The 19042-nt window shown below is 53.6% G+C and carries 19 protein-coding genes; 16 read left to right on the top strand and 3 right to left on the bottom strand.

Features of this window, described 5'->3' with window-relative positions:
* The first annotated feature begins 27 nt into the window (after window positions 1-27).
* From cutA to RJ53_RS03460, 15 genes are all read left to right on the top strand, one after another.
* Window positions 28-357, top strand: a complete 330-nt coding sequence (gene cutA, locus RJ53_RS03530) for a divalent-cation tolerance protein CutA (protein WP_211530238.1) — start codon at window positions 28-30, stop codon at window positions 355-357.
* Complete coding sequence (fdhD, locus tag RJ53_RS03525; RefSeq protein ID WP_211530237.1) at window positions 354-1091, top strand: formate dehydrogenase accessory sulfurtransferase FdhD; 738 nt, start codon at window positions 354-356, stop codon at window positions 1089-1091. The genes cutA and fdhD overlap by 4 nt, the downstream gene beginning before the upstream one ends.
* Window positions 1091-2725 carry a 2-oxoacid:acceptor oxidoreductase subunit alpha gene (locus tag RJ53_RS03520; RefSeq protein ID WP_211530236.1) on the top strand — a complete coding sequence of 545 codons (1635 nt, stop codon included), beginning with the start codon at window positions 1091-1093 and terminating at the stop codon, window positions 2723-2725. Before fdhD ends, RJ53_RS03520 begins: the two co-directional genes overlap by 1 nt.
* Window positions 2722-3561 (top strand): 2-oxoacid:ferredoxin oxidoreductase subunit beta, encoded by an 840-nt coding sequence (locus RJ53_RS03515; protein ID WP_211530235.1) that lies wholly within the window; start codon window positions 2722-2724, stop codon window positions 3559-3561. The genes RJ53_RS03520 and RJ53_RS03515 overlap by 4 nt, the downstream gene beginning before the upstream one ends.
* Window positions 3562-3682: 121 nt before the next feature.
* Window positions 3683-6958: a HEAT repeat domain-containing protein gene (locus tag RJ53_RS03510; RefSeq protein ID WP_211530234.1), complete on the top strand. Its 3276-nt coding sequence runs from the start codon at window positions 3683-3685 to the stop codon at window positions 6956-6958.
* Window positions 6955-7515: a manganese efflux pump MntP gene (locus RJ53_RS03505; RefSeq protein WP_211530233.1), complete on the top strand. Its 561-nt coding sequence runs from the start codon at window positions 6955-6957 to the stop codon at window positions 7513-7515. Before RJ53_RS03510 ends, RJ53_RS03505 begins: the two co-directional genes overlap by 4 nt.
* Window positions 7516-7605: 90 nt before the next feature.
* Entirely contained in the window at window positions 7606-8100 is a 495-nt protein-coding gene (locus tag RJ53_RS03500; RefSeq protein ID WP_211530232.1) for a TspO/MBR family protein, read from the top strand.
* A 62-nt stretch (window positions 8101-8162) separates the two neighbouring features.
* On the top strand, window positions 8163-9401 hold the full coding sequence (locus RJ53_RS03495; RefSeq protein ID WP_211530231.1) for an AAA family ATPase: 1239 nt from the start codon (window positions 8163-8165) through the stop codon (window positions 9399-9401).
* A complete protein-coding gene (locus RJ53_RS03490) occupies window positions 9398-9916 on the top strand; it encodes a hypothetical protein (protein ID WP_211530230.1) in 519 nt (172 codons plus the stop codon). The genes RJ53_RS03495 and RJ53_RS03490 overlap by 4 nt, the downstream gene beginning before the upstream one ends.
* Window positions 9917-9981: 65 nt before the next feature.
* Window positions 9982-10119 carry a rubredoxin gene (locus RJ53_RS03485; RefSeq protein WP_211530229.1) on the top strand — a complete coding sequence of 46 codons (138 nt, stop codon included), beginning with the start codon at window positions 9982-9984 and terminating at the stop codon, window positions 10117-10119.
* A gap of 6 nt (window positions 10120-10125) precedes the next feature.
* Window positions 10126-11304 (top strand): FprA family A-type flavoprotein, encoded by a 1179-nt coding sequence (locus tag RJ53_RS03480; RefSeq protein ID WP_211530228.1) that lies wholly within the window; start codon window positions 10126-10128, stop codon window positions 11302-11304.
* A 35-nt stretch (window positions 11305-11339) separates the two neighbouring features.
* Window positions 11340-11717 carry a desulfoferrodoxin gene (locus tag RJ53_RS03475; protein WP_211530227.1) on the top strand — a complete coding sequence of 126 codons (378 nt, stop codon included), beginning with the start codon at window positions 11340-11342 and terminating at the stop codon, window positions 11715-11717.
* 53 nt (window positions 11718-11770) lie between these two features.
* Entirely contained in the window at window positions 11771-12364 is a 594-nt protein-coding gene (locus tag RJ53_RS03470; RefSeq protein WP_211530226.1) for a PH domain-containing protein, read from the top strand.
* A gap of 263 nt (window positions 12365-12627) precedes the next feature.
* Complete coding sequence (locus tag RJ53_RS03465; protein WP_211530225.1) at window positions 12628-12777, top strand: hypothetical protein; 150 nt, start codon at window positions 12628-12630, stop codon at window positions 12775-12777.
* Window positions 12774-13418: a hypothetical protein gene (locus RJ53_RS03460; RefSeq protein WP_211530224.1), complete on the top strand. Its 645-nt coding sequence runs from the start codon at window positions 12774-12776 to the stop codon at window positions 13416-13418. Before RJ53_RS03465 ends, RJ53_RS03460 begins: the two co-directional genes overlap by 4 nt.
* Here the strand turns inward: RJ53_RS03460 and RJ53_RS03455 are convergent.
* Genes RJ53_RS03455 through RJ53_RS03445 form a run of 3 tightly spaced genes read right to left on the bottom strand, consistent with a single transcriptional unit; the run spans window position 13415 to window position 16715 of the window.
* Complete coding sequence (locus RJ53_RS03455; protein ID WP_211530223.1) at window positions 13415-15439, bottom strand: DEAD/DEAH box helicase; 2025 nt, start codon at window positions 15437-15439, stop codon at window positions 13415-13417. The two genes, RJ53_RS03460 and RJ53_RS03455, sit on opposite strands and share 4 nt — an antisense overlap.
* A gap of 9 nt (window positions 15440-15448) precedes the next feature.
* Window positions 15449-16255, bottom strand: coding sequence for a DUF7839 domain-containing protein (locus RJ53_RS03450; RefSeq protein WP_211530222.1), 807 nt, complete (start codon window positions 16253-16255; stop codon window positions 15449-15451).
* Window positions 16239-16715: an ArsR family transcriptional regulator gene (locus RJ53_RS03445; protein ID WP_343221818.1), complete on the bottom strand. Its 477-nt coding sequence runs from the start codon at window positions 16713-16715 to the stop codon at window positions 16239-16241. The genes RJ53_RS03450 and RJ53_RS03445 overlap by 17 nt, the downstream gene beginning before the upstream one ends.
* Window positions 16716-16810: 95 nt before the next feature.
* On the opposite strand from RJ53_RS03445, the gene hypF reads away from it, so the two are divergent.
* On the top strand, window positions 16811-19042 hold the full coding sequence (hypF, locus tag RJ53_RS03440; RefSeq protein ID WP_211530221.1) for a carbamoyltransferase HypF: 2232 nt from the start codon (window positions 16811-16813) through the stop codon (window positions 19040-19042).

The following is a 19042-nucleotide window of genomic DNA, read 5'->3' as shown; positions in this document are numbered from 1 at the left end:
TTTTTAACCCCGACTGCATCTGTTGGTATGATGCACGTGAATGGAGAAGAAATTGAACTGATACTATGCACTGCTCCGGCTGAAAAAGCCGATTCAATCGCCCGGATACTTGTCGATGAGCGCTTTGTTGCATGCGTCAACATCCAGGAGATCCGCTCAGTCTTCAGATGGGAGGGGGAGGTGCAGGTTGAAGATGAGATGCTCCTGATCTGCAAGACAACGACCGGCAGAAGAGAGGAGACATTCAGGCGCCTCAGGGAGATACATCCCTATGATGTACCGGAGATACTTGCCCTTCCGGTAAAAGACGGGGATCCCAGGTATTGTTCCTGGGTGAGGGCGGAGGTTTCGGGATGAGGCTCATACAACAGACCGGGATCCTCTATAAAAATGAGGTATTCACGACGATTGAGGATCAGATCGTCTGTGAAGACACCTTTACACTCTATCTGAATAATGAGGAGCTCCTGACGATGGTTGCATCCGATGATCACCTCAGAGAGCTTGGAGCCGGATTCATCATCTGTTCAGGGATTGCAGATCGTATCAAAGAGGTGACTGTCTGTGATGACAGGATCTATGTCGAGGCCCCGGTAACCGGGGAGTACCAGGCAACCCTCGAATCCTCGGGCGGGTACTCAAACAGGCTCACTCCACGCATGGTCGAATCAGGGCAGCAGATCGCCCCGGAGAAGATCCTGGATGTCAGGGCTGCTATCGATTCAGATGCCTGGCTGAAGACAGGGGCACTCCATGCTTCGGTTCTCTTTTACGATGATGAGATGGCGATACGATGTGAGGATATCGGGAGGCACAACTCTGTTGACAAGGTCGTAGGACATGCGGTCTTAAACAAACTCCCGCTATCCCGCTGTGTCATCGGCTGTACAGGAAGGCAGCCATCGGGTATGGTCGGCAAAGTGGCAAATGCCGGGATTCCGATCATCGTATCGAGGGCAGCATCAACAGATCAAGGGATCGCGACCGCGAAGGCGGCAGGTATTACGCTCATCTGCTTCACCAGGGAAGGGCGGTTTACGGTCTATACTCATCCTGAACGTGTTATCGGTCTTGAAAAAAGGAGGGAATAATGTCAGAATTTACTGTTTCTATTGGTGGTCAGGCGGGGGAGGGGATCAACAGAGGCGGTCTCCTCCTCGCAAGGATTGCGGGCCTGCTTGGATACCGGGTGTATATGTACTATGATTACCCGTCGCTCATCCGCGGAGGGCATAATTTTGCGACGATCCGTGCAGCCGAGAAGGATTGCGGAGGTATCGCCCGCCGCCCGGACTTCCTCTGTGCCATGGATCAGGAGACGATCCGACGCCATACGGGTATAGAAATCATCGTGTATGACACAGATGTAGCCAAAGCCGAAGGGATAGGCGTACCTGCATCCAGCATCATCAAAGAGGAGAATGCGTCACCAATCGCACGAAATACCGTTATCATCGGTGCGTTCTGCCGTGCAGCCGGAATTCCACGGGAGATCATGGAAGAGGCGATCCGGCGTGAGTTTGGATCGCGTGCGGAAGAGAATATCCGCCTGGCTCTCCGTGGCTACCATGAGAGCAGAGAGGGGAGATCCGTAGAGATAAAAACTCCCCAGGAGTCGCCTGTCATGACCGGAAACGATGCGATTGCACTCGGTCTTATCCGGGGGGGACTGGACGCATATGTATCCTATCCAATGACGCCCTCCTCCTCGATCCTTCACACCATGGCCGATCTTGCCAGGGATAGCCCGCTCATCGTCGTCCATCCGGAAAATGAGATCGCCGTCATCACGATGGCGCTTGGGCTGTCGTATGCAGGGAAGCGGGTTGCCGTAGGAACCTCGGGTGGAGGGTTCTGCCTCATGAATGAAGGGGTATCGCTTGCAGGAATGGCTGAAATACCTGTTGTCATCGTGATGGCGATGCGGCCGGGACCCTCAACCGGGATGCCGACCTATTCCTCACAGGCGGATCTCGGCTTTGTCCTTCATGCAGGCCATGGCGAGTTTCCACGCATCGTCATCGCTCCGGGCACGACGAATGAGGCATATGAGTGGTCTGCCCGTGCCGTCCATCTCGCATGGCAGTTCCAGTGCCCGACATTCATCCTCTCAGACAAAAATCTCGGGGAACACCCGGCATCAACCGATATCGACCCGGATTTTCCGATACCCTCGCCATCAACACACTACCGGGAGGGGATATACAGGCGGTACTGCACCACCGATAATGGCATCTCACCACTCCGGTTCCCGCCGGTTCCTGGAAATGTCGTCAAGGTGAACTCCTATACCCATGATGAGGACGGAATCACAACAGAAGAGCCGAGGAAAGCCGCAGCTGCAATGGTCAAGCTGATACGAAAAGGGGCAACCCTGGATAATGAGATGGGGCTGTATGGCTGTGTCAGGGTTGATGGTATTTCGGATGCACCAATTGCTGTCATCTGCTTTGGGTCAACAGGAGAAGCCTGCCGCGAGGTGGGTGAACGCCTCTCTCTCCGGGTTGTCCGGCCGATCGTCCTTGAACCATTCCCGATCATGCAGTTTGCAGAAGCACTCCATGAAGCAGAAGAGATCATCATCGTTGAGGAGAACGCCACCGGCCAGCTCGCGTCGCTTATCCAACGGTTTGGCTATACAGCTGACAGAAACATCCGATCAGTCAATGGACGTCCATTTACAATCGATGAACTTGAAGGTATCATCAGGGAGGTGATAGAATGAAGGGAGCAGAGTATATCAGCCAGACACAGAATACCTGGTGTCCGGGATGTGGTAATTTCACCATCCAGCATGCAATAAAGAGTGTCCTCTCCGATCTCGGTATCCCTCGCGAGGAGGCGGTCATCGTCTCCGGTATCGGATGCCATGCAAAGATCGCCGACTATATGCAGACGAACAGCTTCTATGCGATCCATGGAAGGGCTATTCCGGTAGCAACCGGGATATCACTGGGCAACCCGGACCTCACCATCATCTGTTCCGCAGGGGATGGCGATGCCTATGCAGAAGGGCTCGATCACCTGATATTTGCGGCAAAGAGGAATGTTGACATCACCGTCATCATTCATGACAACAGGGTGTACGGCCTGACAACCGGCCAGTACACCCCGACCTCACCACCCGGTTTTGCAGGGAAGTCAACACCGGAAGGGGTGAAGGAAGATCCCTTCAATCCGCTCGATCTGATGCTCTCTGCAGGAGCGACGTTCATTGCCCGCTCGTATTCACGGGATAAGAAGGGGATGGAAGAGGTGCTGAAGGCTGCAATCCAGCACAAGGGATTCTCATTTGTCGAGGTGCTGCAGGTCTGCGCCACGTTCTATGATGTTCACACCTGTTATGACGATCATGTTTACCGTCTGGAAGGGAATGACCCTGAAGACCGGCGGGCAGCTGAAGTCCTTGTCCGGGAATGGAATTATTCCGGAGAGGGGAGGATTCCATTAGGCATCCTTTATTCGCGAGATGCCCCGACCTTTGAAGAGAGGATCCTTGCAGGGAAGGAAGGAGAGATCGATCGAACCGGACTGATCCAAAGAGCGATAGCGAAGAGATAAACGGATACTCGTCCCCTCTTTCGAGGAGATAAAGAAGATCCAAATTCACAAACACTTTTTTCTGATCAGGCAGACTTTTCTGGCAGAATATCCTACTAAATTATCACGGGAAGAGACAGCTATGGGATTATTCGACATTTTTCGCCCCAATATAGAAAAACTCAAAGAACGCGGAGATGTTGATGGGCTGATCAGGGCATGTGAATCCCCCGATTCACAGATACGGGAAAATTCCGTCTCTGCCCTGATGAGCCTGATGCCCGGAGCCCTGCCCGGGGTTATAGCTGCTGCTGTGGATCAGGATGAGAAGAGGCGCTCCTGTGCTGCGCTTGTCCTCAACCGGATCGAATCCCCGGCCATCCCTCATCTCATGAGAATTCTGATAAAGGAAGATGGGCGGAAGAGAGAATATGCCGCCGCAGCACTTGCCTCGATTGGAACACCCGCTGCTGCACCTCTTATTGAGTGCCTCCATCATATTGAAGAAGAGAAGAGCGAGCTTATCATCGCAACCCTCGTCCATATCGGATCAAATAATGCGCCTTTCCTCAGAGAAGGTCTCTTCAGCCCGTCGTATCGATCCCGGAGGGGGGCTGCACAGGCACTTGATGCAATACGTATCAGCCCGGAGAGCGAGAGTGAGGCGGCTGCACGACTGATCGCACTTGGGCAATGGAAGGATCTGCAGCGATTCCGGCGTGCAGCAGTTCCAATCCTGATCAGGCTTCTCGATGATGATTACTATGTCTCCAGGGTCAATGCCGCACGGACACTGGGAAATCTCGGTGACAGCGAGGCTATAGCCCCGCTCCTTGGAATACTCTCAGATAAGGATGGAAATGTCCGGACGGCGGCGGCTGAGGCGCTGGGTGCAATCGGGGACGTACGTGCGATTCCACGCCTCGTCACCGCATTGGAGGATGAGTATTACAGCGTCAGGATGGAGGCGGCATCAAGCCTTGATCGGCTCGGATGGTATCCAGCAAACGATACCGGGCGGGCACGGTACTTCATTGCAACCGAACAGTGGGAGAAGGTCGCAGCCATCGGAAGAGCCGCAGTTCCACCGTTAATCGACACTCTCAGAGATGATTATTACAGCGTTAGAAAAGGGATCTCAGAGTCGCTCAGAAGTCTCGCCAGGTATTCAATCGGTCCGCTTGAAGAAGCACTCAGCAGCCCCGATATCAGGATACGAAATGGTGCAGGAGAACTTCTCACCTCGCTTGGAAAGAGCGACCGGGTCTTTCGTCCGCTCAGGCCCGGAAACCGGGATGAAGAAGGGGATACAAAACAGGAAAAAAGCCGGGGAGCCGGATCGATCGATCTCTCAAAGAAGAACCGATCACCTGATGAAAAAATTCAGCTGAAGAGGATGGACCAGGGTACGGGAGAGGAGAGGAGAGCGGTTTCGGAGGAGAAACCGGAAGAGAAGCCTGATAAGGGTGAAGATAATGATGAAACGGAGAGGGTAGCACTCTTTCCTGAGAAGAAATTTGTTAAGATCCAAAGAGTGATTCAGAAGATCGATCCGGCAGTCCATGAGAAGCTCGCGGGCATCGGATCTGCCACACCTGAGAAGATCGATGAGCAGGCCGAGCCGTTGATCAATGCCCTCCTCCGTGTACTCAGTGAGGGAGATGAAGAGAGCCGTCTCATCGCCCTTGACGCCCTCCTCACCATCGGCCCACCGGCCCTCCCGGTTCTGATAGGGGCGCTCTCAGATACGTCGCCACCGGTTCGTGCAGCGGCGGCAGAGATGATCGGCGAGATTGGAGAACCATCTGCTGCCAGGTATCTTCTCCCTCTTCTTGCTGATGGTGAAGGAGCCGTGCGTGCCATGGCGGCAAGGTCGCTTGGAAAACTACGAAGTACCGATGCAATATCACCTCTGATCACCTGCCTCCCTGATCTGAAGGCAGATGTGAAGAGGGAGGCAGTCATTGCTCTTGGCCGGATAGGCAGACCTGCAGTGGAGAATCTGGTTGCCACCCTGAACGGACCGTCAGATGAGATCCGGCGGGGAGCGGCAGAAGCACTCGGAGAGATAGGCGATCAGAGGGCGATCCCACATCTGGTCAACCTTCTTGGAAGTGATAATGCGGGTGTCAGAGCTGCAGCTATTGAAGCACTGAAACGATTCGATGTTGCCGTTATCCGCCCTCTCGAAGAGATACTGGCTGCCGGCAGCCGTGAGGAGAAGCTTGCCGCTCTTCTGATCCTTGCGGATATTGGAGAGAATGCAAGGTATCTCATTGAACACGCCTCTGCAGATCCGGATCCGGTCATCAGCGAGAAGGCAGAGATCCTGCTTGGGGGGGGAGATATCGGAAGAGTTGATGACAGAGGCATTAATCGGTCATCCAAGCAGTCGGATGTCGAATCCGCCAAAGATATCATACCCCTGATACAGGATCTCCTCAGCGGCAATAAGGAGGCACAGATCCAATCCGCACAGGAGCTCGTCCTCAGGGGGGCAGCCGCCGTCTCACCCCTGATCGAGATTCTTCTCAAAGGAAACCGGGAACAACGGGCAACGGCTGCAGAGATTCTGGCAGAGATCAGAGGGCCGGCCGTTGAAGAGCTGCTGACATTACTGAGGGACGGTGGAAGAGATACAAGAATCACCGTCGCACTCCTTCTTGGAAAGATCGGAGATCCCCAGACGATAGATCCTCTTATCCGGATGCTCACTGACAGGGACTACCGTATCCGGATAGCAGCTGCTGAGTCACTCGGCATCTCTATGGATCCAAGAGCTGTTTCCGCACTCACCGGGCTTCTCACCGATGATGATCCCGATGTCGTGGTAGCAGCCATCCGGGCGATAGGCTATATCGGTGATCCAACGGCGGTAGCTCCACTCATTCAGAAGCTCGGGGATGAGGATTTCAGTGTCCGTTCCGCATCGGCTGAAGCTCTTGCAGGAATGGAGGATGCAGCAATACAGTCGCTCGTTTCTGCACTCTCTGATCCCGTGAAGGATGTCCGGTCCGGGGCAGCCGATGCATTGAAAGAGATCGGATGGACTCCGGGTGATGGTGAAGCCAGGGCACAGTTCCTTTTTGCCCAGGGGCGCTGGAATGAGATGTCAGCAGAGGGATCCGTTGCAGTTCCGATTCTCATCGACGCACTCGCTGATCCGGATGAGGATATCAGGATGGGGGCGGCACGGGCACTCGGCAGGACCGGAGATCCCACTGCGATTCCCCCTCTCATCAAGGGTCTTTCTGATGAATATACCCTGATTCGAAAGGTCTGTGCAGATGCACTCTTCGAGATGGGAGAGGAGGCTCTTCCCGCCCTGAAGGATGAGTCCGCAACGGCAGATCCGATGGGAAGGAAGATGATCCAGGGAGTCTGTGATCGGATCCTGCGCAGAGGCAACCAACAGTGAACGGAATTACACTCTTTCTCATCGCCATCGCCCTTGCGATGGACTCCTGCGCCGTCTCGATAGCAGCCGGGTCTACCCTCAAAGAACAATTCTGGTATTACGGGATCAGGGCAGCCTTCTTCTTTGGAATATTTCAGGGAGGGATGCCGATCATCGGGTACCTGATCGGGGAGGCGGGATCTGAGATCATCGCCCCATATGATCACTGGGTCGCATCTCTTCTCCTGGCTGTTATCGGGGGGAAGATGATCTACGAGGCAGTATATGAAAAGGAAGAGGAAAAGAGACCGGGTATTGCTTCTTTTTCTATACTACTCATCCTTTCAGTTGCAACGAGCATAGATGCCCTCGCTGTCGGTGTCACCTTTTCTCTGCTTGAGATCCCGATCCTCTCTGCCGCCCTCGTCATCGGCATCGTTACCTTCGGTGTCTGCATCGCCGGTATCATGGCCGGACGGCATTTTGGCAGGTATCTCGGTGGGCGTGTTGAGCTTCTTGGCGGTATCATCCTCATTGGTATCGGCGCCAGAATTCTTATCGAAGGGATTTTTTTCTGATCTCTCCAAAAGCACCACCGGACGGTTCGGGTACCTGTCAACAGGCAGGAAGGGGAAACCTTTTTGCTTAAACGGAGAGGAGATACCGGTATGGCTTTCAACAAACAGTTTGCACGCGATGCGGTGCTTCTCATCGGGTGTATCCTTATTCCACTCTCAGCGGGATTCATCGGAAGTATTGCAACAGCAGCCAATGTCACCGGCTGGTACCGGACGATTGCCAAACCCTGGTTCACCCCACCTGACTGGCTCTTTGGTCCTGCATGGACGATACTCTATATCCTGATGGGGATATCACTCTTTCTGATACTCAGATTCGGGTGGGAGAGACGTGATGTCAGGATTGCAACCGGGATATTTGCAGGCCAGCTCTTTTTAAATGGAATCTGGTCATTCCTCTTCTTCGGGATTCCATCCCCGCTCCTTGGCCTCATCTGTATCATCCCTCTCTGGGGTATGATCCTCTGGATGATCATCGCATTCAACCGTATCTCACGCACAGCAGCCCTCCTCAACATCCCGTACCTTGGCTGGGTCACCTTTGCAACGCTCCTGAATGCATCCATCTATATCCTCAACCCCTGAATTTCCCCCTTTTTTGAGAGAAAGATATATCCGGGTTCAGCCAGATGCAATGAAAGGAGCCGATGATGAGGATACAACAGGTTGCATGTAAAAACTTCAAGAGCTTCTCTGACCTTGTGGTGGATCTTGATACGTACAATATCCTGATCGGAACAAATGCCGCCGGAAAGACGAACTTCATCAGAATACTCCGGTTCTTCCGTGATATCGCACGGCATGGCATTGGAAACGCAATATCAATGCAGGGGGGTGCTGAGTTCATCAGAAATGCCAGCTTCCCAAAGGATACACCGACCGAGCTTGGAGTTATATTTGAAAATAATCTCGGGGTCCTCTCCGGGGTCCGTGATACAGAGGGAAGACGGCATACCCTTACCTTCAGTGAGATAGAGTACCGTTTTAGCCTCCTCATCAGGGATGATGCTTATGAGATAGTCTCTGATACACTCCGGCTCGCGTGTTCATGCAGCCCGGAGTCAGATGCAGATAGCCGGGGAGACGGTGAGCTCCTGATTATCCGGAAGGATGATGGTGTCGTCTATGATCTCAGGACACCGGAAGGGGTTACCATTGAGATCTCTGATATCATCCCGCCGTACCTTCAGGACAATACACCACGGCCCGGGACGCTCCTCATCGAAAATCCTCTTCTTGTTCCCCTGCCCGGATTTCAGCGGTTCTTCTCTGATATTGCCATCTATGACTTTGATCCGCGATCACCGAGGAAGGCGATACCGCTCACCGGCAGAAGTGATCTCGAAGAGGATGGATCGAACCTTGCACTGGTTCTCCGGACGATCCTTGCAGATCCCATCAAAAAGAGGCGGCTTGCCAACCTGATGCATGATCTCCTCCCCTTCATCCAGGATATCGATATCAGGAGGTTCATGGACAGTTCGGTATACTTTACCATCACCGAGAGGTATGGAAATGATCTGACCCTCCCCTCCTCGGTGATATCGGATGGGACGATCAATGTCATCAACCTCATCGTAGCCCTCTACTTTGAGGAGAAGCCCTTCATCATCATCGAAGAGCCTGAAAAGAATATCCATCCCTACCTCATCGCCAAAGTCGTCTCGATGGTGGCGGATGCCGCATCAGGCAAACAGATCCTTATCACCACCCATAACCCGGGGATCGTACGATATGCGGATGTCGAGGACATCCTGCTTATATCCAGGGACAAGGATGGGTTCTCACAGGTTGTGAGGCCTGCCCTCCGTGAAGAGGTCCGAACCTTCCTCAAAAATGAGGTTGGTATCGAAGAGCTCTATATCCAGAACCTGCTCGGGCTATGAATCGCCTCTACATCTTCTGTGAAGGGCCGGATGACATCAGATTTTTTGAAGGGGTTCTCAGGGAGCACCTGCAGGAAGGATATGATGATATCCGGATGATCGGCTATGCCGGTATGAAGTATATCCGGGTGGACGGGTTCATCCGGGGAATCGGGGCGATGGGGGATGACTATCTCTTGGTCGCGGATATCGATCATAAGCGGTCGGTCAAGGCGAAGAAGAGGGTCCTGATGAGCAGGTACCGCGAACTTGATGAGCAGAAGATCATCATCGTCATCAAAGAGATCGAGGGGTGGTATCTTGCAGGCCTTGACAAAAAAGCCTCCTCAATACTTGGGATCAGGTACAGCTCATCAACAGATCGGATCACCAAAGAGCGGTTCAACCAGATGATCCCGGAGAGGTATAGTTCCCGGATCGATCTGATGATCGAGATCATCAGGCTCTATAGAATCGCGGTTGCCGTAAGGAGGAACCGGTCGTTTTGGTTCTTCCATACATATTATCTCGAATAAAGAGATGTACGATCACAACCATTATCCTTTTTTTCTGCATAAGGAGATACCAAAGGAGAATGAAGATGGATTCATGGAAATGTACAATCTGTGGGCATGTATATGACGCAGAGAAGGAAGGAACGCCATTTGAAGAGCTCCCCGAGACATGGGTCTGTCCGGTCTGTGCAGCACGCAAAGCCCTCTTTGTGAAGAAGGAGTGACCCGCATTGGTCGTCCGAAAGATAACAGATGGAATCTCCTGGATTGGAGCAATTGACTGGGATCGCCGTCTCTTTGATGCCCTGGTTCCGACACCGAAGGGTACCAGTTACAATGCCTATCTGGTACAGGGAGCCGACAAGACCGCTCTCATCGATACCGTTGATGAAGAGATGGAGATGGAGCTTGTCACCAACCTGATGACAGAAAAGATCAATACGCTGGACTATGTCGTCATCAACCATGCCGAACAGGATCATTCCGGCTGCCTCCCACTCATCCTTGATCTCTATCCGGGTTCGATGGTGGTAACGAATGGAAAATGCAGAGAGCTCTTAATTGAGTTCTTCGGGATCGAAGACTGCAGAATCATGGTTATTGAGGATCAGCAGACCCTCGATCTCGGTGGGAAGACACTCCGCTTCCACCTCACCCCCTGGGTTCACTGGCCAGATACGATGCTGACGCAGGTCGTTGAGGATAACGTCCTCTTTACCGGGGACTTCCTTGGATCACACCTCGCCACATCAGATCTCTTTATCCATGATCCCGAACGGCTCTACGAGTCGGCGAAGAGGTATTATGCCGAGATTATGATGCCCTTTGCCGGCAGTATCGGAGGGTACCTTGATCTCATCGAAGGACTTGACATCTCGATCATCGCACCGAGCCATGGTCCCCTCTATGACAACCCATCACTGATCCTCGGGTATTACCGGGAGTGGGCGACAGGTGCACCGAAGAATACTGCCGTCATCGCCTATGTCACAATGCATGGAAGCACCAAAAAGATGGTTGATATCCTCTCCAATGCCCTCATCGCAGAAGGAGTCCATGTTGAGCGGTTCGATCTCACCCAGAGCGATACCGGCCTTCTCGCAATGGCTCTCGTTGAAGCCCAGACGATCATCATTGCAACACCAACCGTCCTCTTCGGTGCCCATCCGCTTGCGGTACATGCAGCATACCTGACAGCAGCCATCAAGCCGAAGGCGAAGTATGCAACAGTCATCGGATCGTTTGGCTGGGGAGGGAAGACGGTGAAGCAGATCAGCGATATGATCGCCCCACTGAAGTGTGAGATCCTCGACCCGGTCTATGTGAAGGGACAGGCGGTTGAGAAGGATATCACCGCACTGAAACAGCTTGCACGGACAATCAGGGAGAAGCATGCAGAGTCCTCGTAGAAGGGCTCTCTGTAAGCGTATTTTGAGATGATGCCATGACACACATTCATGAGATATACAAATGCGGCGTCTGTGGGAATATCACCGGCGTGATGCACAGTGGAAACGGAAAGCTCGTCTGCTGCGGAAAAGAGATGGAACTCCTCTCTGAGCAGACTGCCGACAAGACGACCGAGAAGCATGTCCCGATCATCGAACGATCCGGGAAGGGCTACCTTGTGACCGTCGGATCGACCCCGCATCCGATGGAGGAAAACCATTATATCGAGTGGATCGAGCTCCAGACAAAGGATTGTATCCACCGGGCGTATCTCAAGCAGGGGATGGCCCCGACCGCCTACTTCGAGACGGACGAAGAGCCGGTGAAGGCCCGGGAATACTGCAATATCCATCTCCTCTGGGCAGATCGATAATATTCTTTTTTTCCTGCAGAATTCCTTTATACTGCAAACGACCATCTGAATGTATGCCAGATCGTGCCCCGTATCGCATTGGAGAGACCTTCTTTCCGATCACCGAGCTGAAAAAGTATTACTTCCTGATCTTTTCAATTGTTGCCATTCCGGCCATCTTCTTCTGTCTTGGGGCAGTTGCCCTCTTCCAGGGAATGGGTGGGATCGTCATATCCGTCCCGATCATCGGTACTCTCATCTTCGTCCTCTACTGGATTCCCCTCTACTATGAGACCATCAGGTACGAGCTGACACGGACCGAGATCACCTGGAGAAGGGGGGTATGGTTCCGACAGACAGGAATCGTCCCCTATTCACGGATCACAAATATCGATATCACGCAGGGGCCTGTAATGCGGATCTTTGGTATCTCTTCGCTGAAGATTCAGACCGCCGGGTACTCGGCACAACCACATGCTGAACTCCAGCTCAACGGGATTGCAGAGCCTGAGGAGCTTCGGGAACTGATTATGAGCTATGTCAGAACAGGGCCGGCCATCGCAACAGAGTCCGGCGGAGATGGAACGTCGGGCCCGGCATCTGATCCGGTGGTCGATGAACTCCGGCAGATTCGTGCGATACTCGGGCGGATCGAAGAGAAGCGGTAAACTCAAATCTACACCGAAGGGGGGAATCTCCCCTCTCCCGGCTCATCCCAATTCTATCCGGTTCTTACCCTGACTGCTACAGAATCAGAGATAATGATCTTTATCTTCCATGATAGCTGATCATCTGTATGGTTCAACGTACGTACCCCGGCCACTGCCTCATTGGGAATACCGGGACGACGAAACGCAAAGCAAGGAATGAGATCATCAGGATGCTCAGAACCCAGCGGTAGGAGGAGCCGGATAATCTATCATGGCTTGTCATGTTCCAGGGGAAGTATCAGCCCCAATACTGGATCCTTCTCCTCATCAGGAAGAGGGCGACATTGAAGAGGGTTGATGAATGTGAGGAGGAGATGTCCCTGCCGGTGGCCAACTCCCCGCGATCAGGGCAGTGTGGATACGAAGGATGAAGGCAGATAAGCCGGAGATCGGGAAGAGCAATACAAGGATGTACACACAGTCGGATCTCCTGAAACGGGGATGGACGGCAAAACTGATCCAGCTCTTTGCCCCTGAGCCGGATGCGATCAGGAAGAACCCGATCTTTGCAAAGGCGGCCCCGATGAAGCTCTATGCCCCCGATCGGATTCATGAGACTGAAGGATCAGATGCATTCATTGAAGCTTTTGAGAAGGCACGAAGGCGAAAGCTTGGAGCAAAGAAAGGGGCTGCAACGAAGCGATCGACACTCCTCAGTCTTGTCAGCAGGATTGAGATCAATATCGATGATGACGGGAATATCCGTAAAAACGCCATCGAGTCCTATAATGACTTTCATATCATGCGGGATCATGACGATTATGAGCCGGCCTCAACCACCTCGGATCCCCGTTTTCTTCAGAGGATCATGGTAAATTATGCCCGCCACAATCTCACCAGGTACGATGACCATATTGATGAGCTCTATCGGAAGGTTGGAAAGGCGGAGGCGTACCGCCTGCTGAAGAAGAAGACACTTATTGCAATTGGAAAGAGATATCCCTCACTTATGGAGGAGTGCAGGCGGCAGATCGAAGAGATCGGGAAAGAGCGAAAAGAGGGTTCGCCTTAACGCCTCTTCTTCTCCTCATCATCGGTCTTACATTCGAGATCCGCGAGGATCATCATGGGATCCTCAACCTTCCGGACGAGCTTCCGGATCCGCATCAACCGCTCGATACCGATGAAATGCTCGGCCATCACCCGTCCAAACGGCGACAGCTCGATCACCCCGCCTCGTCGATGGACGATCCCATGCTTCTCCATCTCAGGAAGAGCATCCTCAAGGGTGCCGACCATCTTTTCGTTCATCAGCTCGAGATCACCCTCGATACCACGAGCGACGACGGCATTGGCAGCATATTCTTCGCTGCTCTCTTCCATCCCATAGAACGGAGCGACCTCCTCCATGATTCCTTTAAGGAGCCGGAGCGCAATCTCCTCCTCAGTCACCTTCGATTCACGGGAGTATGACCCCCCCGGTTCAGCAAGGATGACAACCCTGCCGGCATCATGGAAGTCAGGCCGACCGGCCCGGCCCATCATCTGATGGAACTCCTGAACGGTGAGCCATTCGATCCCCATCGCCAGCGCATCGAATATAACCTGGGATGCAGGGAAATCGACACCGGCGGCGAGGGCCGCCGTTGTGACGACCGCTGCGATCTTTCCCTTTGCAAACTTCGACTCGATATCCCGCCGCTCCTGTGCGGTGAGGCCGGCGTGATAGGGAGCGGCACGGGGACCGATCGCCTCGGCGACCTGATGGCATCGTGCACGTGCATTGGTAAAGATGATCGTCTGACCTTTGTACCCTTTTGAGGACTTCTTCCCAAACTCTTCAAAGACAAGCCGTTTGATTGTTGGGATCTTTGCGTCACGTTCAACAAAGAGGAGATGGCGATCGAGTGGCACAGGACGTTCGGCATACGTGACAAGGTGTGCATTCAGCTTTTTTGCAAGGAGATGAGGAGCCCCGATCGTCGCTGAGAGATAGATGAACTGGGCCTTCGGGGCGACATGCTTCAACCGGGCGATCATCCCGTCAAGGCGATGGCCCCGCTCGGGATCCTCAAGCATCTGCACCTCATCAATGACGATTGTACCGATCGACCGAAGCCGCCGACCTCTCCTGAGGATATTATCCACGCCCTCGTAGGTTCCCACGATGATATCGGAACCGGCGTCCCTGCGGGCAACCGAACGGGTCTCAGGGAGATTGAGCCGGGATACCCCTGTCGATAGGGAGACACTGGCGATATTCTTATAGCGTTCGCTGAACCGTTCGTACTTCTGGTTCGCCAGCGCAACAAGGGGAACAAGGAAGAGAAGCCGCCCCCTCCCTTCGAGGAGATTCTTGAAACCTGCCATCTCACCGATGAAGGTCTTCCCACTTGCAGTAGCTGCAACGACGAGCTGATGTTTTCCAAAGAGGAGACCGCCTTCAACGGCAAGCTGCTGGGCGGGCATAAGGGTCTCCACCCCGGCAACATCAAGGAACGCCCTGGGTACAGGGAGTTCATCGAGGCGATCTCTTTTCTCCACCGGGTGAGCCTCGACCCTGTCATAGAGGCTCCTCTTCATATCAGGACTCTCCGGCTGGATGATCGCCAGCACCGCCTCAAGATCACGATGCTCCATCAGGAGATCCTCAATGTAATTCCGCGTTTTTTTACCAAGTTTCCGGAGATGGGAGAGCTCCCGGGAGAGCTCTTTCCGTGCACATTCCGGACAGATATGCTCGCGGCCACACCGGATAGAGGTCTCCTTCTCAAGCGGGGTGACACGATCCTCAAGCATGCAGATCCGGCAGAGACTGGTAAATTCGAATGGTATCTGAAGATTCTTCAGAAACTCCTCCATCTGTGGATCTCTCGATGTCAGATGGATACTCCCCTGGCGGAGTGCAATAAGAAGATCTTTTGTCGGTGTCTTCTGAAGATGGGATGCCCCCGGCCGCCGGATCATAAACTCATCCGGGCGAATCCCCTTCGTCGTCCTGGTGAGGGAGACGGTGCCGATATGCCGGATCTTTCGGTCATCATAAAAGATGATCCGGTAAGCCTTCTTCCACGGGAGGATTATGGCGCTCATGATTGACTATCAGGCCGCCAGATCATGGATCGCATACGAAAGGCCGGCAGTCTCCAGCCGTTTGATGAAATCGGTAAATTCAGAATCGACGATGAGGATGGCACAGGTTAACCCGTGGAATGCAGCCTCGATCACCCCTTCCCGGGCACCATAGAACATATCGGATCTGATACCGGCCTTCTTCAGCGCCATGTATGCCTCAAGGCCGACAGCACCGACGATCTCGGCCTTCTGGACGATCCGGAAGAGCTTCTCCTGTTCAATCACGGCAGAACCCCCACGTTCGATGCGGGGGACCTTGCAGACACAGATCGATCCCTCAGTATGATCGATGATTCCATTCAGCCGGGCGACACCGACATCGCTCCCTTTCCGGACATCCGAGATGACAACACCCATCGCAGCCTGTGGCTCCTTACCGGCATAAAGAAGGCCCTTCTTCATGAAGACCCCGACCTCATCCCCTTTCTTCAGATCCTCAGCTGCAAGGGCAGCCCATACTGCAACCTGCTGAATGATATCGCGCCGTACATGCCGGGCATAGCTCTCAAGCTGTTCCGCACTCTGAAGAACCCACTCGATCCCCTTCCGGGTAACGGCATACCGCCCGCGCCCTTCAGCACTGATGAGACCATCATCGGAGAGATCACGGATATACTCAGAGATCGCCTGTGGGGTTACCCCAAGCTTCTCAGCGATCTCCTGCTGCCGGACAGATGGCTGATGCTCGGCCACCTCAACCAGCACCTGGAACCGTGTCGTCTCCCGCTTGCTCCGAAGCAGGGTACCAAGAGGATCGTTATCGGTCCCCTTCAAGAAGGATCAACCCCTGCCCCCGCACATCAAATGCGGGGAGGCGCTTTGCAATTCCCTTGACATAGATGGGCTTGACTCCAACCTTGCGCGCAATCTCTCCTATTGAGGTATTTCCGGATGTCACCTCACCCATTATTTTATCCGAGAGATCTCTGAGCGATTCATCGTTTGATGTTGATATATAGAGCATTGAGACGAGATCTTCCATTGAACACTGGAAGTTCGCCCTGAATTTGAGATAATTTACCCTGTACTCCTTTTCGGGCTTCTTACCGGGGACTGTGCGCCACTGCTCCTCAATGAGATTCCCCTTTTTGAGCATCTTCAGGCAGGTATTGATGCACTCGCGATTATGATGTTCGCAGAGTTCCTCTTCCGTCACCCATGACTTTGAGAGCATCTCATACACAACTTTATATCCAGAGTTGTTAAAAGTAACAAGGAGAGGAACTAACTCCACCGGGTCACTTACAATTTTAGTCTTCGGATGGTCTGTCACTGAAAAAACCCTGTGTACTATATTGCTCTGTAATTCTATAACCTTATTGATAATCCATGCGGAGATCGGGCACAATTATTATCCGCGGGATCGTCCAGGGAGTCGGATTCCGCCCTTTCGTGTACGCTGCTGCGAGATCGCTTGGCATACATGGATCAGTGACGAACCTCGGCAGTGAAGTTATCATTCATGCCGAGGGAGAGAAGTTCGATGAATTTCTCCGAAAGATCCGGATCGGTCCCCGGCTCTCGGGTATCGACGATTTTCTTGTATATCCACTCGAAGGAGTGATAGCTGATGATTTTCGTATCCTGGAGAGCGGCCCTGGTAACCTGACCGGACTCATACCGCCTGATGTCGCCATATGCGAGCATTGTATCGCGGATATATCTGAGAAGGGGGGGCATTATTCGAGGTACTGGGCGACATCGTGCGTCGATTGCGGCCCCCGATACAGCATCATCCGCGCGCTCCCGTATGATCGGATACGGACGACGATGGACCTTTTTCCGCCATGCCCGATCTGCGAGGGGGAGTATACAAATCCACTCCTCAGGCGACACCATGCCCAGACTATCGCCTGTGCGAGGTGCGGGCCGACGCTCACGCTTATGGACCGGGATGGGAACAGTCTCACTGATACTGATACCATACAGAGAGCAGCAGAGCTCCTTGATGCCGGAAAAATTCTTGCGATCCGCGGGATTGGCGGCTTTCATATCGCATGTATAGAATCCGCGGCAGAACGGCTCAAATCACTTCTTGGCAGAACAGAACAGCCGCTCGCCATCATGGCAGAGTATGATATCGCCGAGGAGATGACCATCATCCATCCCGAAGATGCAGAGATTCTCAGGAGTCCGGCAAGACCAATCGTCGTCCTGGAGAAGAGGGATCATTCAGCCCATGAGACGATCTCAAACCTCCATACCATCGGGGTGATGCTCCCCTACACCGGCCTGCATCATCTCCTCTTCTCACACCTCACGTCTCCTCTCCTCGTGATGACGAGCGCCAATTCACCAGGCGATCCGATGATCACCGAGATAGACCAGGCGATGTCCCGTCTCCGCGGCACTGTTGAGTACTTCCTCACACATAACCGGGAGATTATGAACCGTTGTGACGACTCGGTCGTCCGTGACGGGCTCATCATCCGCCTCTCTCGCGGCATGGCCCCGAAGAGGAGCAGAGTTGATCTTGGAGAGAAGGCGATTCTTGCCGTCGGCCCTGAACTGAACGCCAACGCAACCATCTACAATGACGGTATCTGTATCACCTCACCGCATATCGGCAATATCAGAAATCCACCAACGCTCCGGTACCTTGAAGAGACCGTCGACCGCCTTCGTACCCTCACCGGCATCACCCCGGAGATCATCGCCTGTGATGCCCACCCCCAGTTCCTCTCAACACGGTATGCAAAGAACCTTGCAGAAGAGCTTGGAGCAGATCTTATCCCTGTCCAGCATCACCGGGCACATATAGCTGCAGCCACTGTGGAGGAATGTATCGGTATTGCCATCGACGGGGTCGGCTACGGGGATGACCAAACGGTCTGGGGTGGAGAGATCTTTGCAGGGAAGGTCCCCGAATATGCACGTGTCGGACACCTTGAGGAGGTCCTGATGCCGGGAGGCGACACAGCGACACGCCATCCCGAGCGGATGCTCTATGGCATCATCCAGAGGGATGAGATCCTTGATCTTCTGAAAGCCCGTGGGTGGAATGATGTTGCCCTCTCAGCCCTCGCCCACCAGGTAGAGAGGCGATTTAACACCACCACAACAACAAGCACCGGGAGGGTGCTCGATGCGGCCTCGGCCCTCCTCGGCCTCTGCCGTGAACGGACATATGATGGCGAACCGGCAATGCGCCTCGAGGCGGCAGCTGCCCAGGGAAGCCCCACGGACTGGGAGATCATCATCCATGACTCCGGAGGCACTGCAACCCTCCTGACAACCCATCTCATGGAGAAGGCATTGACTGAATACCTCCCATACACCAGTGAGTTGCCAATGGTACGGAGACGTGGGGTTGCAGATATCGCAGCCTCGTTTCAGCATAACCTTGCTCGAGGGATCGCCCACCTGGCTGTTCTTGCAGCAGAAGAGAATGGGATCATGAAGGCCGCCCTCTCCGGAGGCGTCTGCTATAACAGAATGATCCGGAGAACCATCTGCTCTGAACTGAGCGATCATGGCATTACACCGATCATCAATACAGAATATCCTCTTGGAGATGGTTGTATCTCGTATGGCCAGACGATCATGGCCGGGAGGCGATGA

It is taken from the genome of Methanocalculus chunghsingensis (genome assembly GCF_018132105.1).
GTDB lineage: Archaea > Halobacteriota > Methanomicrobia > Methanomicrobiales > Methanocorpusculaceae > Methanocalculus > Methanocalculus chunghsingensis.
The sequence above is the reverse complement of the archived record's forward strand: the minus strand, read 5'-3'. Positions and strand labels throughout refer to the sequence as shown.

Bases quoted from the DNA above. Each gene is read 5' to 3' on its own strand.
- cutA (WP_211530238.1), top strand. From the start codon at position 28: ATGATGCACGTGAATGGAGAAGAAATTGAACTGATACTATGCACTGCT.
- fdhD (WP_211530237.1), top strand. From the start codon at position 354: ATGAGGCTCATACAACAGACCGGGATCCTCTATAAAAATGAGGTATTC.
- RJ53_RS03520 (WP_211530236.1), top strand. From the start codon at position 1,091: ATGTCAGAATTTACTGTTTCTATTGGTGGTCAGGCGGGGGAGGGGATC.
- RJ53_RS03515 (WP_211530235.1), top strand. From the start codon at position 2,722: ATGAAGGGAGCAGAGTATATCAGCCAGACACAGAATACCTGGTGTCCG.
- RJ53_RS03510 (WP_211530234.1), top strand. From the start codon at position 3,683: ATGGGATTATTCGACATTTTTCGCCCCAATATAGAAAAACTCAAAGAA.
- RJ53_RS03500 (WP_211530232.1), top strand. From the start codon at position 7,606: ATGGCTTTCAACAAACAGTTTGCACGCGATGCGGTGCTTCTCATCGGG.
- RJ53_RS03495 (WP_211530231.1), top strand. From the start codon at position 8,163: ATGATGAGGATACAACAGGTTGCATGTAAAAACTTCAAGAGCTTCTCT.
- RJ53_RS03490 (WP_211530230.1), top strand. From the start codon at position 9,398: ATGAATCGCCTCTACATCTTCTGTGAAGGGCCGGATGACATCAGATTT.
- RJ53_RS03485 (WP_211530229.1), top strand. From the start codon at position 9,982: ATGGATTCATGGAAATGTACAATCTGTGGGCATGTATATGACGCAGAG.
- RJ53_RS03475 (WP_211530227.1), top strand. From the start codon at position 11,340: ATGACACACATTCATGAGATATACAAATGCGGCGTCTGTGGGAATATC.
- RJ53_RS03470 (WP_211530226.1), top strand. From the start codon at position 11,771: ATGCCAGATCGTGCCCCGTATCGCATTGGAGAGACCTTCTTTCCGATC.
- RJ53_RS03465 (WP_211530225.1), top strand. From the start codon at position 12,628: ATGTTCCAGGGGAAGTATCAGCCCCAATACTGGATCCTTCTCCTCATC.
- RJ53_RS03460 (WP_211530224.1), top strand. From the start codon at position 12,774: ATGAAGGCAGATAAGCCGGAGATCGGGAAGAGCAATACAAGGATGTAC.
- RJ53_RS03455 (WP_211530223.1), bottom strand. From the start codon at position 15,439: ATGAGCGCCATAATCCTCCCGTGGAAGAAGGCTTACCGGATCATCTTT.
- hypF (WP_211530221.1), top strand. From the start codon at position 16,811: ATGCGGAGATCGGGCACAATTATTATCCGCGGGATCGTCCAGGGAGTC.